Source organism: Lysinibacillus sp. NPDC093210 (assembly GCF_044753985.1).
Lineage (GTDB): Bacteria > Bacillota > Bacilli > Bacillales_A > Planococcaceae > Lysinibacillus.
In genome coordinates this window covers 272,123-289,528 of the sequence record NZ_JBIVOE010000002.1, presented here as the reverse complement: position 1 = coordinate 289,528, position 17,406 = coordinate 272,123, and the positions used below count along the sequence as shown (strand labels likewise).

At 36.0% G+C, this 17,406-nt stretch carries 14 protein-coding genes; all 14 read left to right on the top strand.

Annotation, left to right across the window (positions count from 1 at the left end; translation table 11 throughout):
• The first annotated feature begins 429 nt into the window (after window positions 1–429).
• The 14 genes from rny to ACIP9C_RS06905 all read left to right on the top strand — a co-directional run bounded on the left by rny (window position 430) and on the right by ACIP9C_RS06905 (window position 17,221).
• Complete coding sequence (gene rny, locus ACIP9C_RS06970; RefSeq protein ID WP_173477689.1) at window positions 430–1,989, top strand: ribonuclease Y; 1,560 nt, start codon at window positions 430–432, stop codon at window positions 1,987–1,989.
• A gap of 407 nt (window positions 1,990–2,396) precedes the next feature.
• Window positions 2,397–3,092, top strand: coding sequence for a YveK family protein (locus ACIP9C_RS06965; protein ID WP_401009419.1), 696 nt, complete (start codon window positions 2,397–2,399; stop codon window positions 3,090–3,092).
• 73 nt (window positions 3,093–3,165) lie between these two features.
• Window positions 3,166–3,828, top strand: a complete 663-nt coding sequence (locus ACIP9C_RS06960) for a CpsD/CapB family tyrosine-protein kinase (RefSeq protein ID WP_401009871.1) — start codon at window positions 3,166–3,168, stop codon at window positions 3,826–3,828.
• A gap of 40 nt (window positions 3,829–3,868) precedes the next feature.
• Window positions 3,869–4,624 carry a tyrosine-protein phosphatase gene (locus tag ACIP9C_RS06955; RefSeq protein ID WP_401009869.1) on the top strand — a complete coding sequence of 252 codons (756 nt, stop codon included), beginning with the start codon at window positions 3,869–3,871 and terminating at the stop codon, window positions 4,622–4,624.
• A 94-nt stretch (window positions 4,625–4,718) separates the two neighbouring features.
• Window positions 4,719–5,837, top strand: a complete 1,119-nt coding sequence (locus ACIP9C_RS06950) for a glycosyltransferase family 4 protein (protein WP_401009418.1) — start codon at window positions 4,719–4,721, stop codon at window positions 5,835–5,837.
• Between the two features lie 61 nt (window positions 5,838–5,898).
• Entirely contained in the window at window positions 5,899–7,077 is a 1,179-nt protein-coding gene (locus tag ACIP9C_RS06945; RefSeq protein WP_401009417.1) for a glycosyltransferase, read from the top strand.
• The gene (locus ACIP9C_RS06940) at window positions 7,074–8,420 is read left to right on the top strand and encodes a hypothetical protein (protein ID WP_401009416.1); all 1,347 of its coding nucleotides are present in this window, start codon (window positions 7,074–7,076) and stop codon (window positions 8,418–8,420) included. Before ACIP9C_RS06945 ends, ACIP9C_RS06940 begins: the two co-directional genes overlap by 4 nt.
• 4 nt (window positions 8,421–8,424) lie before the next feature.
• Window positions 8,425–9,459, top strand: coding sequence for a glycosyltransferase family 2 protein (locus tag ACIP9C_RS06935; protein ID WP_401009415.1), 1,035 nt, complete (start codon window positions 8,425–8,427; stop codon window positions 9,457–9,459).
• Window positions 9,459–10,970, top strand: a complete 1,512-nt coding sequence (locus ACIP9C_RS06930) for a lipopolysaccharide biosynthesis protein (RefSeq protein WP_401009414.1) — start codon at window positions 9,459–9,461, stop codon at window positions 10,968–10,970. The genes ACIP9C_RS06935 and ACIP9C_RS06930 overlap by 1 nt, the downstream gene beginning before the upstream one ends.
• 89 nt (window positions 10,971–11,059) lie before the next feature.
• Window positions 11,060–12,181: an acyltransferase family protein gene (locus ACIP9C_RS06925; protein ID WP_401009413.1), complete on the top strand. Its 1,122-nt coding sequence runs from the start codon at window positions 11,060–11,062 to the stop codon at window positions 12,179–12,181.
• A gap of 159 nt (window positions 12,182–12,340) precedes the next feature.
• Window positions 12,341–13,138: a TIGR00282 family metallophosphoesterase gene (locus ACIP9C_RS06920; protein ID WP_401009412.1), complete on the top strand. Its 798-nt coding sequence runs from the start codon at window positions 12,341–12,343 to the stop codon at window positions 13,136–13,138.
• Window positions 13,139–13,416: 278 nt separating this feature from the next.
• On the top strand, window positions 13,417–13,683 hold the full coding sequence (locus ACIP9C_RS06915; protein WP_010858535.1) for a stage V sporulation protein S: 267 nt from the start codon (window positions 13,417–13,419) through the stop codon (window positions 13,681–13,683).
• A gap of 932 nt (window positions 13,684–14,615) precedes the next feature.
• Entirely contained in the window at window positions 14,616–16,355 is a 1,740-nt protein-coding gene (locus ACIP9C_RS06910) for a 2-oxoacid:acceptor oxidoreductase subunit alpha (RefSeq protein ID WP_401009411.1), read from the top strand.
• Window positions 16,355–17,221 carry a 2-oxoacid:ferredoxin oxidoreductase subunit beta gene (locus tag ACIP9C_RS06905; RefSeq protein WP_401009410.1) on the top strand — a complete coding sequence of 289 codons (867 nt, stop codon included), beginning with the start codon at window positions 16,355–16,357 and terminating at the stop codon, window positions 17,219–17,221. Before ACIP9C_RS06910 ends, ACIP9C_RS06905 begins: the two co-directional genes overlap by 1 nt.
• Window positions 17,222–17,406: the final 185 nt, after the last annotated feature.

Below are 17,406 nucleotides of genomic sequence, written 5' to 3'. Positions count from 1 at the left end.
AATTGATAGATAGCTAACGTAAATTATAGATATACTTATGCGTGAAATAGGGTATGAAATTTTTGATTGGCCAGCTGAAAAATAGACGATATGTTCATTTGTCAAAGAAAGTTAAAATAATTGTATTAAGATGACGGTAATTGTGGTAATAATTGTATTGTAACCTTCGTCCTGATAAAAAGAATATTCATCGAAGAAGGCATTTTCTCTAGCTCAAAAGTAATAGTTAATATATCCATCTAATGGATATGACTTACTTTTTTTGCTGCTGATAGGCGAACAGATGCCCGTCTATCCTTGACAGAGCCTGAGCCTAGCTATACAATTAAATATGTATAATTTCTGAATTATGACTTTAAAATAGGCAGTACAATTTTTGTATGCGCCGACTGAAACTGTATTACCCAAATAGCAAGAGGAGGTGTTCATATGGATGGAATTACTATCATCTCCGCTTTGCTTGGACTCATCGTTGGTGCCGCTGTTAGCTATATCTACATGAAAAAAGTGAATGACTCAAAAATCACTGGTGCTAAACATGTCGCTGAAACAATCGTTGAAGAAGGAAAACGAGAGGCGGAGGCATTAAAGAAAGAAGCACTACTTGAAGCCAAAGATGAAACTCACAAATTTCGCACTGAAGCAGAAAATGACATTCGTGATCGTCGTTTAGAACTTCAAAAACAAGAGAACCGTTTATTGCAAAGAGAAGAGAATCTTGATCGCAAGGATGATGCTCTGAATAAGAGAGAAGCCGGCTTAGAGCGTAAGGAACAAGCTCTAGCTGAAAGACAACAGCATATTGAACAGATGGAAAGCAAAGTGGACGAGCTTGTTGCAGCGCAAAAAACAGAACTAGAGCGCATTTCTGCATTAACAAGAGATGAAGCTAAGACTATTATCTTAAGTGAAGTAGAAAAAGAGCTAGCAACTGATATTGCTGTAATGACGAAGGAATCTGAAATGCGTGTGAAAGAGGAATCTGATAAAAAAGCACGTGAAATTTTATCATTGGCACTGCAACGCTTTGCTGCAGACCACGTTGCAGAAACAACAGTCTCTGTTGTGAACTTGCCAAATGATGAAATGAAAGGTCGTATTATTGGTAGAGAGGGTCGTAATATCCGTACACTCGAAACATTAACAGGAATTGATTTAATTATTGATGATACACCAGAAGCAGTAATTTTATCTGGTTTTGATCCAATTCGTCGTGAAACGGCTCGACTTGCACTTGAAAAACTGGTACAGGATGGTCGTATTCACCCTGCACGCATCGAAGAAATGGTTGAGAAATCTCGTCGAGAGGTGGATGAACAAATTCGTGAAACAGGGGAACAAACGACATTTGAAATCGGTATTCACAATCTACATCCCGACTTAATGAAGATTTTGGGTCGCATGAAATACCGTACAAGTTACGGGCAAAACGTTCTAAAACATTCAGTGGAGGTTGCACATTTGGCAGGCTTACTAGCTGCTGAGCTTGGTGAAGATGTAGCGTTAGCTCGTCGTGCAGGCCTATTGCATGATATAGGTAAAGCAATCGACCATGAAGTTGAAGGAAGCCATGTTGAAATCGGCGTGGAATTAGCTACGAAATATAAAGAACATCCTGTTGTTATTAATAGTATTGCTTCACACCATGGTGATACGGAAGCGACATCTGTTATTGCAGTATTAGTTGCTGCAGCAGACGCATTATCAGCAGCGCGTCCAGGTGCTCGTAGTGAGACACTGGAAAACTATATTCGCAGACTAGAAAAATTAGAAGAGATTTCTGAAAGCTATGATGGTGTTGAAAAATCATATGCTATCCAAGCAGGTCGTGAAATCCGAATTATTGTTCAACCAGAAAAAATTGACGATTTAGCATCTCATCGTCTTGCACGTGATATTCGTAAGCGTATTGAAGAAGAACTAGATTATCCAGGTCATATTAAAGTAACTGTTATCCGCGAAACTCGTGCAGTGGAGTATGCAAAATAATAAATAGGAGGCTCCTCTTGATATTAATCAAGGGGAGCCTCTTTTTATTTGGTTAGTAATTACAAGATTGCACTTAGCACGTATTTGAATGAAAAACACTTAGATTAGATGATTGTGGCCTTATGCAAATCGTCATGATGAGAAATGAATATATCAGTTCTATTAACAAGCGTTTCCTGAAAAACGGAAGCGCTTTTTGTTTTTGCAAATCCTCTAACAAGTTAGAGAAAGCCCATAATAATAATAGAAGATTTAAGCTTATGTAACATCTATGCCTCTTTATTGACCATGAATAAAAGGGAGATACCGATAATATAATAGGCCATAAAACTTTTTGAATAAAACTTTTTATTGTAACTAGTGGATATAGATTAGCTAGCATATGTTAGGTCAAGGGGTGAAGGTCGTTGCAAGAAACTATCACATTACAAGATGTATTGAAAATAGTGCGAAAGCAATTGCTCTATATTATCAGTTTTGCGCTGTTCTTAGCATTAGTCACTGCGTTTCTTAGTTACTTTATAATAAAGCCAACCTATGAGGCGCAGACCCAGCTTTTAGTAAATCAAAAAAATACCGATCAAGCGCTGCTAGGGGTACAGCAAGTAGAAACAAATCTACGCTTAATTAATACGTATAATGTTATTATTCAAAGCCCTGCTATTTTATCTAAAGTGATTAGCCAACTTAATTTAAATAGTACACCTGAAAAATTAAAAGAACAGATTACTGTATCCAACGCTAGTAATTCTCAAGTTGTTAATATTGCTGTCCGCGATAAAAAGCCAGAAATGGCAGTCGATATTGCCAATACTGTAGCAGGAGTATTTCAAGAGGAAATTCAAGTGTTAATGACAATCGACAATATTAATATTTTGTCAGTAGCGAAATTAGATGACAAGCCTGAACCTGTAGCACCAAACAAAAATTTATATATTGTGGCGGCTGCAATGATTGGATTCATAATAAGCGCTGGCATTGCGTTATTGATAGAGTGCTTGGATACAACAGTTAAGACAGAGCAAGATATTGAAGAAACAATCGGTTTACCAATTATTGGAATAATAAGTAAAATAACTAGTGCGAGCTATAAAAACATATGATTGAATCCCGTTACATAAGGAGGGAGTAACAGTGTTTCTTCAAAAAAGAGCCAATAAAAAAAAACTAGTAAAAATGGGCAGGAAGCTTGTGACCGTCGGCAATAGTAATTCCATCGTTTCTGAGCAATTTCGTACAATACGGACAAATATTACCTTCGCATTGCCGGATCAAGAAATAAAAACAATTTTAGTAACTTCAGCGACGCCAGGTGAAGGAAAATCAACAAATGTGGCCAATTTAGGCGTTGTATTTGCACAAGAAGGGAAAAAAATATTAATTGTAGATGCTGATTTACGTAAGCCTACAATGCATTACACGTTTCGATTACAAAATATAAGGGGTCTTTCAAATTTACTGACAAGACAATATGAAATGTCAGAAGTTTTAAATAGTACAGATATTCCTAATCTTTTTGTAATGACGAGTGGACCAATTCCACCTAACCCGGCTGAGTTACTTTCTTCTAAAACAATGGATAGTGTCTTGACGCAACTGATGGGAGAATTTGACATCATTATTTTTGATGCACCACCACTATTATCTGTAACCGATGCACAAGTTTTATCTAATAAATGCCAAGGAACACTATTAATTGTGAATAGTGGTGTAGTGGAAAATGCAAGTGTACTTAAAGCGAAATTAAGTCTTGAAGCATCAAAGGCGAATATTTTAGGTGTAGTTTTAAACAATTACAAATTACCTCTTGGCGAATACTATGATCAATATTACCGATAGTGATTGGGCGCAGATAGGGAAGTGAAACGTAGTGATAGATATGCACAGTCATATTTTAGTGAATGCCGATGACGGGCCCGAAACAGTAGAGGAGACATTCAGATTATTTGAACAGGCTATTATGGAAGGTATTACAGCAATTATTTCTACTTCACATGCGCTACACCCTAAACATAATGTTCATGTTCATGTAGTGCATGAACAACTTGCACAATTACAACAGGAAATTGACAGACGTAACATGCCACTAACACTTTATCCAGGACATGAGGTGAGATTAGCAGGGAATATTTTGGAGCTTTATAAGAAAGATCAGCTTCTCACATTAGCACATTCAAATTACTTGTTACTGGAGCTTCCATCGGGTTTTATTCCGACATATACACGAACAATCATTTACAACTTGTTGACAGCAGGTATAACGCCAATCATTGCCCATCCGGAACGAAATAAAGCGATAGCAGAAAATCCAAGTCGCTTAGAGAACCTCATACGGGAGGGTGCACTTGCACAAATAACTGCAGGAAGTTTAGCTGGATTGTTTGGCAAGTCCATTCAACAGCTTTCCTTGAAATTAGTTCGATCGAACCTTGTCCATACATATGGTTCGGATGTGCATAATTTAAAAACACGCCCATTCTTATTTGAAAAAGGTCTTAGATTTTTGGAAAAGCAAAAAGAATTGAATGCGGTGGATGACTTTTTAGAAAATAATATGCGAATCATCAATAATCAGCCTTTTATCGTATACGAGCCAGAAAATAACTTCACAAAAAGACGTTGGAAGTTAATTTGAATGGAGCTATATATAAGCTGAATGAAAAGAGCAAGTTGTAGGTAAAGATGCTAGCACGATAGTAGGTATTAAATATATAAGGGGACAGTTTGGGATGAGAGTCGTTTTTATGAGAAGTAATCCAATTTCTCCAGATCCGAGAGTTGAAAAAGAAGTGGACAGCCTTAGAAAAAATGACTGGCATGTTCAAATTTTAGCATGGGATAGAGATAGCAAGTATAACGCAAAAGTGGAATTTTTGAAGCGAGCTCACACAATTAAAATTACAAGGTTTGGCATCCCTGCTATATTTGGTGGAGGATTTAAAAAAAACTTCTTTCCACTATTGCGCTTTCAGCTAAAACTATTCCAATGGCTACTTCAAAATAAAAATACGTATGATATTATTCATGCTTGTGATTTTGATACAGCATTTGTAGGTACAGTATGTGCGAAAATACTCCGTAAAAAGGTCATTTATGATATGTTTGATTCCGTTACTGCCCCCTTCCATGGACCTGCAATGATTGGGAAAATAGTTGAAAAAGTAGATGTAGCACTATTAAATAGTGTGGATGCTGTCATTATTTGTACAGAAAAGCGAAGAGGGCAAATAGCTAAAGCATCACCGAAAAAAATTGAGGTTATTTATAATACTCCACTGCATGTGGATTTAAAATATGATTTAAATTTGAATCAAGATAAAGTAAAAATCGTCTATGTCGGCATACTGGCAAATGAAAGGCTCATTAAGGAACTAGTTGATATTGTAAAAGATAATCCGCGCTACGAATTGCATATTGGTGGATTTGGCGAGTATGCAGACGAATTAGCACAAATGGCACTGCAATATGACAACATACTTTTTTACGGAAAAATCCCATATGAAAAAACATTAGCATTAGAAAAAAGTTGTGATATTATGACCGCCATTTATGATCCTGAAGTTTCCAACCATTATTATGCAGCCCCAAATAAATTTTATGAGGCACTAATGCTTGGCAAGCCTTTAATTATGGTGAAAAACACAGGCATGTCTGAAGTAGTGGCAGATAATGATTTAGGTGAGCTAATTGATTTTAATCAGGAAAGTCTACAAAAAGGTATTGAAAAGCTAATAGAGCGCAAAAAAGAATGGCCAGAAATTTCACGAAAAATGAAGTTGTTATATGAGGAACATTATAGCTGGAGTGAGATGGAGAAACGCATTATTACATTATATAGCAATTTATAGCAGTAGAAGCTATTTGAAAATTTCACAATAATATTTGGTTTCTAGGGGGTCTTGGGACGAGATGAAGATATTATTTGTTGCGCAAAATTTTCAGATGGGCGGTATTCAAAAAGCTTTAATTAATACATTGAAAGAAGTTTGTGTCGATCAGCAATATGAAATAGATGTGTTTACATTCGGTAAAGGCGAACTCATAAAGGACATTCCCTCTAATGTGCATGTCAATATTGGAGGTTTACTATTACAGCTAATTGCTACCCCGTTTTATGTAGTGAAACAGAGAAAAAATTTGTGGCATATCATCTTACGAATACTATGTATGTTAATCGTACGAGTGATTGGTTCAAATAATTTTTATACATTACTTTTTAAAAAGCATCGCCCTCAAAAACAATATCATATTGCCATTTCTTATTTTAATGATGCACCAAACAGTTACTTTAACCAAGGCACAAATTTGTTTGTAGATAAATTTGTAAGAGCGGATAAAAAGTTTGCGTGGATACATACAGATCCATTAAGGGCGAGCTTTAATTACGAAGTATGTGTTAAAACCTATCAGAATTTCGACCGATTAATATGTGTTTCTGAAGCATGTAAGCAAAATTTGCTTAATTTTCTCCCCCAATATCGACATAAAATACAAGTAGTCTATAATTTTTTCCCAATAGCAGAAATAAAAGAACTAGCAACGCAATATCCACCATTTGAAAAAGGAACATTGGATTTATTATCTGTTGGGCGAATGGATAATGCTACTAAAAGGTTTGATCTCATTCCACACATATGTAAGCTTCTAAAGGAATCTAACAATCATTTTCATTGGCGAATTATAGGCGATGGGCCCGATTTACTTTTTAATAAACGATTAGCGCTTGAATTAGGTGTAGAAGATGTAGTTGAATTTGTCGGTGAATGTAATAATCCGTATCCGTTTATTAAACAGAGCGATGTTTTAATATTAACCTCAGCGTATGAAGGATATCCGATGGTAGTAGGGGAGGCATTAATATTAGAGACACCGGTTATAACCACAAATTTTGCCGCAGCGTGTGAACAAATACGCGATGGTTGCAACGGTTTGATAGCAAATGGACATGTAGAAGATCTGTATGCAGTCATTGTCAATGCAATCAACAATGGCGATTGTCTCCAGAAGATGAAAAAATATATTGAAGAAAATCGCTATACAAATCGAAAAGCTCAAGAGCAATTAGTATCGGAGTTTGATCGAAAATGAAATTAAAAAATAAAAATTTCAGTATTTGGATCTGTATTATTTCCAGTATATTTGTCGTGTTAAAAATGTATACAGGTAGTAATCTATTTCTTTTTATCTTTATTAGTTTAGTAATTACGGCGATGTTGTTGGATAAACAACAATATAGAATTGATTATTTACTGTTTTTTATTTCATGGGTGTATGTTATTAAGTTCGATTTAACGAGCTATTCACTTTTTGTTGTACTTAGTTTTGTTTATATTGTTTTAAGTGTCATGACATTGTTTATGCAAAACAAAGGGATTTCGACACAGCTTGTCATCACCTATGTTCTTTTTGTATGTTTTGCTGTCGCGGCAACGCTGTTTAATAGCGGTAATCTTATCGAAGTGTTGGGCTTTGTATTAAATTATAGTGTTATTTTTTTTGCTGTTCTGTTCATTGATTCAAATACTTATTTTAGAAGATATACGTATGTCTATGCAATAGGCTTACTAACTGCTGCAATCGTTCGTTGGATAAGTTTCTCTGTTCAAGCGATTGACAGCTTTATTGAGTCAATGACAATTGTCAACACAGTTAAGACGACAAGTGCCATTAATACAAGGTTCACGGGTTTAGATTTAGATCCGAATTATTTCAGTTTGCAAATTCTTATAGCGATTGCTTGTTTATTAGTTCTTTTTTATTACGATAGAAAAATGGCAATTAAGCCGATTCTGTTCATCATTGTATTAGCGATATTCGGGGTATTTACTTATTCTAAAATGTTTATCATCACTTTTATAGCATTTATTTTATTGACGTTCATCATGTTCGTTAAAAACAATGTAAAAACAGCATTCAAGTTCGCTTCGTTTATGCTAGCAATTTGTGGTGTTCTACTATTTTTTTTTTACGAGAAGTTATTCGAGATTTATTGGATTCGATTTTTTGGAGCAGGAACATCAACAGATGCTATTACGACTGGGCGATTAAGTAGCTGGAATATGTTTGCGGAAGAAATTTTACAAAGTACGAAAATATTCGTTATTGGAGCTGGTTTTGGCACGAGTTTCTCCAATGCAAAAATGGCTCATACGATGTACTTATCAACTCCTTATTATCTTGGGTTAGTAGGGATCGTTCTTGCACTACTATATATTGTGAGCTTAAATAAAGTTCTCCGTCAAAACATTGGTAACAGCGGAAAAACAAACTTTCAACTATTAGCGGTCAACGCTATACCTCTCTATATTATGTTAATTGCCAATGCGGTACTTGATTCTTTCGTAATGGATTATTTCCCTTTTCATATTATGTTAATAATGTTTGCGTTAACGCTTCAGAAAAATCAGGAGATAAGTATGGCAGGGAGGTGAGACAATGCCATTTTTAAGTATTATTATTCCAATCTATAATGTTGAGCACTATTTAAAAGAATGTATAGATAGCATATTGAATCAAAAATTTGAGGATTTTGAGCTAATATTGGTGAATGATGGATCAACGGATAATAGTTCCGAAATATGTGATAACTATGCCAAGCACGATGCAAGAATTATTGTTATTCACAAAGAAAACGGTGGGCTTGTCAGTGCACGAAAAGCGGGTCTCCTTGCCGCTCAAGGCAACTATATTGGCTATGTAGATAGTGATGATTGGATTGAAGCAGACATGTACCAATCATTATGTGTTGCCGCAAATGTATACGATGTAGACATCGTCATTTGCGATATCGTAGAAAATTATCCAAATCAAGAAGTAAGACGAACACAAATGGTTGCACCTGGATTGTATAAAAAAGAAAGGATGGAAAAAGAAGTCTATCCAATTATGCTGTATGCGGGTGAATATTATAAGTTCGGATTATTTCCTTCTGTCTCCAACAAAATCTTCAAAAAAACGCTTATCAAAAAATTTCAATTGAATGTTGATGATACAATCCGCATGGGGGAAGATGTAGCTTGTACATATCCTTGCTTACTAGATGCGGACAGTATTTATATATTAGACAAACAATATTTATATCATTATCGCCAAAGTCCCTCTTCTATGACAGCTAGCTATGATCAAACATTTTTTGAGAAAATCCTCATTTTATATGGGCATTTGAAATATTTTACACGTAGTAATGAAAAAACAGCACCTAATTTTACAAATCAACTACAGTATTATTTTATCTATTTAATTATTGCAGGGGTTAATAATGAATTTAATCGACAAAATGATAAGAGCCTGCGTGAGAAAAGGGCCTTTATCAAAAAAATGATGAAACAGAGAGATATCAACGAGGTGTTACAGGTAATTTGTACAAAGGATTTACCGTATAAAACGAAAATTTACATTTGGTTATTGAAGAAACAGCACATTCTATTACTATATGCATTGATTGAGATGAAACGAAGTAGAAGTGACTAATGAGAACAAAAAAAATCATATTAAATTTATTTTCCAATGTTATGTTGCAAATTGTTTCGGCGGTCATTAATTTTATTTTACCTCGGTTATTTATGACGACATATGGCTCCGCTACGAATGGTCTAGTTACGTCAATTAAACAATTTTTAAGTTATTTAAAAATTGTAGAAGCGGGAGTTGGCAGTGCATCCATTGCAGCGCTGTATAAACCGTTGGCCGTGAATGATAAAGAACAGATAAATGGCATTCTTTCAGCAACACATTATTTTTACAGACGTTCAGGCACTATTTTTGTTGTATTAGTAGCCCTATTAGCTATTTTCTATCCGCTAATAGTAGGTAAAGAAGTGAGTCCACTTACAGCTTTTTATATGGTGCTTATTTTAGGAGTTAGTGGCGTATGGGAGTATTTTTTAATCGGAAAATATTTAGTGCTACTAACAGCAGATCAAAAAAGCTACATTATTTTCCGTATACAAACATGTTTATTGATTGCTAGTACCATTTTATCCTTATTTTTATTAACTCTTGGCTTTTCAATCGTTATTGTTGTTGGTAGTTCTAGTATGCTGTTATTACTAGATATTCTTTTTTTAAAAGTATATGTCCAAAAAAAATATCCGTATTTCAATAGTAACGTAAAGCCAAATACATCAGCAATTAAAAAAAAGTGGGATGCATTAATCCATCAAATTGCCTCATTAGTTGTATTTAATACACCGTTTATTTTAATTACTATTTTTCTTGGTCTTGCAGAAGTTAGTGTATTTACAGTGTACAATATGGTATTTAATGCTGTTACATTGTTTATTTCAGCTTTTTCTAGTGCGATGTTAGCAGCCTTTGGAGACATACTTGTAAAAGAAGATCGAGACACACTTCAAAAACATTTTCATCATTTCGAATACGTTTTTTTTGCAGTTGTAGCTTTCGGTTATACATGTACAGCCATTTTAATTTTGCCTTTTATAACTATCTATACAGCGGGTATTGAGGATGCAAACTATATAAGACCGTGGTTAGGGGCACTCTTTGTAGTTGTAGGCATTGCCAATGCTATTCGAATTCCTGCAAATACATTAGTCAATTCAGCTGGACATTTTAAAGAGACAAAAATTCGTGCGATTATTGAAGCGGTCATAAACTTTAGTTTCTCCTTTGTTTTAGTACAATTTCTAGGTGTTGAAGGCATTTTGATTGGAGCACTTTGTTCTTATGCATATCGTACATGTGATTTAATACTTTATACGTCTAAAGAGATACTAAAAATTTCAGTTTACATTACCGTTAAAAAAATTTTACTAAATAGTATTTTGGCATTTATCGCAGCATCACCATTTCTATTTTTTATCGAATTACATATTGCAACTGTCATTACTTGGTTTGTTGCAGCTGTATGTATTTCTGTATGGACTATGACTGTTATTTTTGTTGGGAATTTTATTTTCCAACCTACTACAATGCGAGATATTTTGCGGCACTTAAAGCGTGTTGTCATTTCCAACGACTAGAAAGCTTTCCCTACGTTTTTAAGTAAGTTAGATTTGCTAGATTACTCATTAAAAATAAGTTTAATTGCTTAGAAATGGCAGGTGGGAAAATGAAGCCAGTTGTTAAGGAAATATTTTTACTAAGGTTTGTAGCCTGTTTGGGAATTGTTTTAATGCATAGTGTCACTTTAGTGTTGGACATATACGATATAGAAGAAAATACGGTGTTTTTTGTACTAACATCTCTTCAATTAGCATTAATGTTCGGGACACCTGTCTTTATTTTTATTTCGGAATTTGTGATTGCGTATTCCTATTCAGATGAATTGCCAAAAAGATTTTATAGAAAACGTTTTTCTTATATTTTTTTACCTTTTATTTTTATAGGGATTGTAGATGCAGCCCTTCATTCCATTAACATAAATAGTATGGATTTTGAAAAAAAGGTTTTATTAAATTTTTTCGAAGGTGATTTTCACGGCTATTTTATTATCATCATTTTTCAGTTTTACTTGTTGCATCCGTTATTTGTAAAATATATTGTTTCAAAATATCCAGCCTATCAAGTCATCCTTACAGCATGTCTCATTAATTTTGCTTATCTAGCCTTTTTCAATTTTTTCGACCCATTTAAGTATTTGTATTTTCTTCCTTATTTAGAAGTGGAATGGACTGTATTAAATAAGATGCCATTTCCTGCATGGATCGCCTATTTTGTAGTGGCCTATTATTGTGGTAAAAATTACGAGCAGTTTATTTCGTTGCTCCATCGTTTTCGTAATGTATTACCAAGTATTTGTTTACTCATGCTAGGTATTTTACTTACTAGTCAATGGTCTGGATTGATTACTGAAGTTCACTCAAAGAGAATTGATGTTATATTTTACACATTGAGTGTAGCTTTTCTATTGTTTTTTATCGCTAGTAAAATAAGGAACATGCCTAAATTAATTATTTTCATAAGTCGTTACTCTTTTGGCATTTATTTGCTACATCCACTTTTTAATATCATGCTAAAAAGTTTTTTTACGAAATATGTAGATATATTAAGTGCTTCTTCTGTTATCGTTAGCACGTTTTTAATCAGCACGGTATGCTCCATCTGTGTTACATATTTACTGAACAAATGGAAGTTCGGACCTTATTTAGTAGGCCAAGTGCATGCCAAAGAAAAAGCAACTAGTAACAAAATTAGAGCGAGCAAAACAAAGCAATTAGTCAATCATCGCTAATGAGGTGATTGCTCTTTTAGTGAAAACGAATAAATATTAAATTTATATGCAAGCCAGCAACGTAATCTGACGCGAATTTTTCCTTTTATTTTTGCGATTGATGAAGAAAAAATGGTAAACTCTAATGAGTGTTATTGATAGAAAGAGTGGTTTTGTAAAATGAAAGTACTATTTATTGGAGATATCGTCGGTTCAATTGGACGAGATGCGGTTGAAAAATATTTACCACGATTAAAAAAGAAATATAGTCCAGATGTAGTTATTGCAAATGGTGAAAATGCTGCAGCGGGTCGTGGGATTACACGTAATATTTATAATGATTTATTACAAATGGGTGTAGATGTTATTACAATGGGTAACCACACTTGGGATAATAAAGATATTTTTGATTTTATTGATGATGCTGATTATTTAATTCGACCAGCAAACTTTTCGGCTGATGCACCAGGTAAGGGTATGGTGCAAATTTCGAAAAATGGTGTTACGTTATCTGTTATCAATTTACACGGTCGTGTATTTTTGCCACCGCATGAAGATCCGTTTGCAATGGCAGAGAAATTAATCGAAGAAGCGCGCAAAACGTCGCCACTAGTGTTTGTGGATTTCCACGCAGAAGCGACAAGTGAAAAAATAGCGCTTGGTTGGCACCTGGATGGCAAGGCATCGGCAGTTGTTGGAACACATACGCATGTGCAAACAGCAGATGCGCGTATTTATCCTAAAGGTACTGCTTATATTACGGACGTCGGCATGACAGGACCGTATGATGAAATTTTAGGGATGACAAAGGAAAGTGTTATTTACAAATTTCAAACTAATATGCCGTCACGTTTTGAAGTACCAAAAAAGGGTCGCGAAGTATTAAGTGGCTTTTATGTTGATATTGATGACAAGACAGGGAAAGCTGTTAATTGTGAAAGAATATATATTAATGAGGACTATCCGTTTCAAGCTTAATGAAAACTACTGTGCATACTTCATGCATAGTAGTTTTTTTTTTACCTGCAGTTTTGGTGGATAAACCATTCTAAATAGGAGGTTTATTAGTATTAAAAATGAATATATACCAATAAAAACATCATGGAATTAATCAGTTTACAATATATCAGAAATGAAAATAGTCTATTTTCATTTTGCTGAGCATAAAATGACCTACGGACAATAACTTGAGGTCCAAAAAGGGGGACATAAGTTATTGAGCGTAAACACTATTCGCGAAACGGGGAGGAATAATTGTGGATTCATTAAAAGTATCATCACGCTCTAATCCAAATTCAGTTGCAGGTGCATTAGTCGCGGTAATCAGAGAAAAAGGGCAAGCAGAAATGCAGGCAGTTGGGGCAGGTGCACTTAACCAAGCCGTGAAAGCAGTGGCCATCGCACGCGGATTTGTAGCGCCAAGTGGCACAGATTTAATTTGCGCACCGGCGTTTGCCGATATTTTAATTGCTGGTGAAGAACGTACAGCCTTAAAGCTGCTAGTAGAAAAACGTGTTCGATAATTAAAGTAGAACTTTAATTGGTGGGGGTGACCCCACCAATTATTAGTAAAACAGTGGAGATGTTCATTCCACTATAAAGAATTATAAAATGTACAAGCCCTATCACTAAACTTCTTTTATGAACGAGCGTCTAACAGATGTGAACGGTATTATCTATTCGCATCTAGTGCTCCTTCCTCTAGAAGTCAAAGTGATAGGGCTTCCTTTGTGCCTATTTTTGTGCCAGACACCAAAACAATTCTGAATTTTTTAGATGAGTGCCAGGCACCGAAACAATTCTGAATTTTTTAGATGAGTGTCAGGCACCGAAACAATTTTGAATGTTCATGACCTAGCCAGTAGGGTTAACTAAGTAAAAATCCACGCAGACTCCTGCGGGAACGCACGCAACGTAAGACGTAACAGACGACGCGAAAGCGACGGTTGCGGCTTACGTCGTGCCCGCGGAAAGCGAAGTGGATTATTACGCTTTAGAAGTCGTTATGGTGCTAAGAGATTAAGCGAAGTGTCAGGCACCGAAACAATTTTGAATGTTCATGACCTAGCCAGTAGGGTTAACTAAGTAAAAATCCACACAGACTCCTGCGGGAACGCACATAACGTAAGACGCAACAGACGACGCGAAAGCGACGGTTGCGGCTTACGTCGTGCCCGCGGAAAGCGAAGTGGATTTTTACGTTATAAGAAGCCGTTATTGTGCAATTAGCATTGCCTAAAATTCAAAAATAAATGTCCAATCATGCACTTGAAATCAGCAAGTTAATTTTTTATACTTAATTGATTTGAAAATTACAACTTTTTGAACAACATTTTCAGTCAAAGGTCTGAATTTAGCCCAATTCATTGAATAACAATAGTGCAGACCGTTTCTTCGTGTTAAACTTATGAAGGAAAAAAATAATAGTATACATTGGATTTAAGGAGTTGTTGAGATGTTACATCAGCTTTCGTGGAAAGTCGGTGGGCAGCAAGGTGAAGGGATTGAGAGTACAGGTGAGATTTTCTCGATGGCAATGAATCGTTTAGGTTATTTCCTTTACGGTTATCGTCACTTCTCTTCTCGTATAAAAGGTGGCCACACTAATAATAAAATTACAGTTCGTCCAACAGAAGTACGTTCCATTGCGGATGATTTAGATATTTTAGTGGCGTTCGATCAAGAAACAATCGACGTCAATTATAAAGAACTAACAGAAAAAGGCATTATTTTAGCCGATGCAAAATTTGATCCTGTAAAACCAGAGGATTCAAAAGCACCATTATTTGCTGTACCTTTTACAGAGGTGGCGGCAGAGCTTGGTACAACGCTAATGAAAAACATGGTAGCAATCGGAGCGACTGCATCTCTTCTAAACTTAGAAGATGCTGTATTCCAAAATGTTGTTGATGACATCTTCGGCAAAAAAGGTGAGGAAGTTGTTCAGAAAAACATGGAAGCAATCGCGCGTGGTCATGAAATGATGAATGAACTATTAGGCGATCGTATCGGTGAGTGGGCATTAGCTCCAGCTGATGGTAAACGCCGGATGTTCATGATTGGGAATGATGCAGTAGCACTTGGTGCACTAGCTGCTGGGACACGCTTTATGGCGGCATACCCGATTACACCTGCATCAGAAATTATGGAATATCTTATTAAGAAATTACCTAAGTTTGGTGGGGCAGTTATTCAAACGGAAGATGAAATCGCGGCGGCAACGATGGCGATTGGTGCTAACTTCGGTGGTGTACGTTCATTTACAGCTTCAGCAGGCCCTGGTCTATCATTAATGATGGAAGCAATCGGGCTTTCAGGTATGACTGAGCAACCTCTAGTTGTTATCGATACACAACGTGGCGGTCCATCTACTGGTTTACCAACGAAGCAAGAACAATCAGATTTAATGGCGATGCTTTATGGTACGCATGGTGAAATTCCGAAAGTGGTCATCGCGCCGTCAACAATGCAAGAAGCGTTCTTTGACACAATTCAAGCGTTTAATATTGCAGAGGAATTACAATTGCCTGTAATTTTAATGACGGACTTACAGTTATCGCTTGGTAAACAAACTGTTGAACCATTCGATTACAAAAAAATTGAAATTCGTCGTGGGAAAATTGTTACAGATGATATTGAAGTTTCAGCAGATAAAGCTTACTTCAAGCGTTATGAAGATACAGAAGACGGTGTATCGCCTCGCGTATTACCTGGTCACTTAAACGGTATCCATCATGTAACAGGTGTTGAGCATGATGAAACAGGGAAGCCATCTGAAGCAACTGGCAACCGTCGTACACAAATGGATAAACGCTTCCGTAAGCTAGAAGCATTGAATTTTGATACACCTGTTTATAAAAATGCACCACATGAAGAAGCGGATGTATTATTAGTAGGCTTTAATTCAACACGTGGAGCGATTGAAGAAGTACAAGAGCGTTTAAACGCACAAGGTATGAAGGTAAATCATGCGCATATTCGCTTAATTCACCCATTCCCATCTGCTGAAATGGCACCTCTTGTGGCGAAAGCGAAAAAAGTAATCGTTGTAGAAAATAACTACACAGGTCAATTAGCGAATATCATGAAAATGAATATTGGTGGACACGATAAAATTGAAAACATTACAAAATATAACGGTACACCATTCTTACCAGGTGAACTAGAAAATAGAGTGAAGGAGTTGACTCGCTAATGGCAACATTTAAGGATTTTCGTAATACAGTGAAACCAAACTGGTGCCCAGGTTGTGGCGACTTCTCAGTACAGGCTGCGATTCAACGTGCAGCAGCAAACGTAGGCATCGAACCAAATGAACTAGCAGTTATTTCTGGGATCGGCTGTTCAGGTCGTATTTCAGGTTATATTAATTCATACGGTTTCCATGGCATTCATGGTCGTGCATTACCGATTGCACAAGGATTAAAAATGGCTAACCGTGATTTAAATGTTATCGCCTCTGGTGGTGACGGAGATGGCTTTGCGATTGGTATGGGGCATACGATTCATGCCATCCGTCGTAATATCGATATCACATATGTTGTAATGGATAACCAAATTTACGGTTTAACAAAAGGCCAAACATCTCCACGTTCGGCTGCTGGATTTATTACAAAATCTACGCCAGGTGGTGCTATTGAGCCATCGTTAAAACCATTGGAAGTAGCATTAACAAGCGGTGCTACATTTGTGGCACAAGGCTTCTCAACTGACATTAAAGAATTAACAGCTTTAATTGAAGCAGGCATTAACCATAAAGGCTTCTCATTTATCAATGTATTTTCACCATGTGTTACGTACAACAAAGTAAATACGTACGATTGGTTTAAAGAAAACTTAACAAAGCTTGCTGATATTGAAGGTTACGATAATGCTGACCGTGGTATGGCAATGCGTACTGTAATGGAGAATGAAGGCTTAGTTACAGGGATTATTTATCAGGATAAAGAAACAGCTTCTTATCAAGAAAAAGTTCCTGGTTACGCTGAGCTACCATTAACGGATATCGATATTCAAATGAGCGAAAATCAATTCAATGCACTTGTGCAGGAATTTATGTAAATAAGATTGCTAAAAGCCACAATTTTAAAATTGTGGCTTTTAGTATGTCAATAAAAGGAAGCAAGGTGTGGCACCAAGGTGTCAGGCACACAAACAATTCCTAGCTTTGCATTCTAATACTAACTAAGTAAAAATCCACGAAATCCTGCTCAGAACGAAGGGAATGTAAGACGCAACAAACCGCG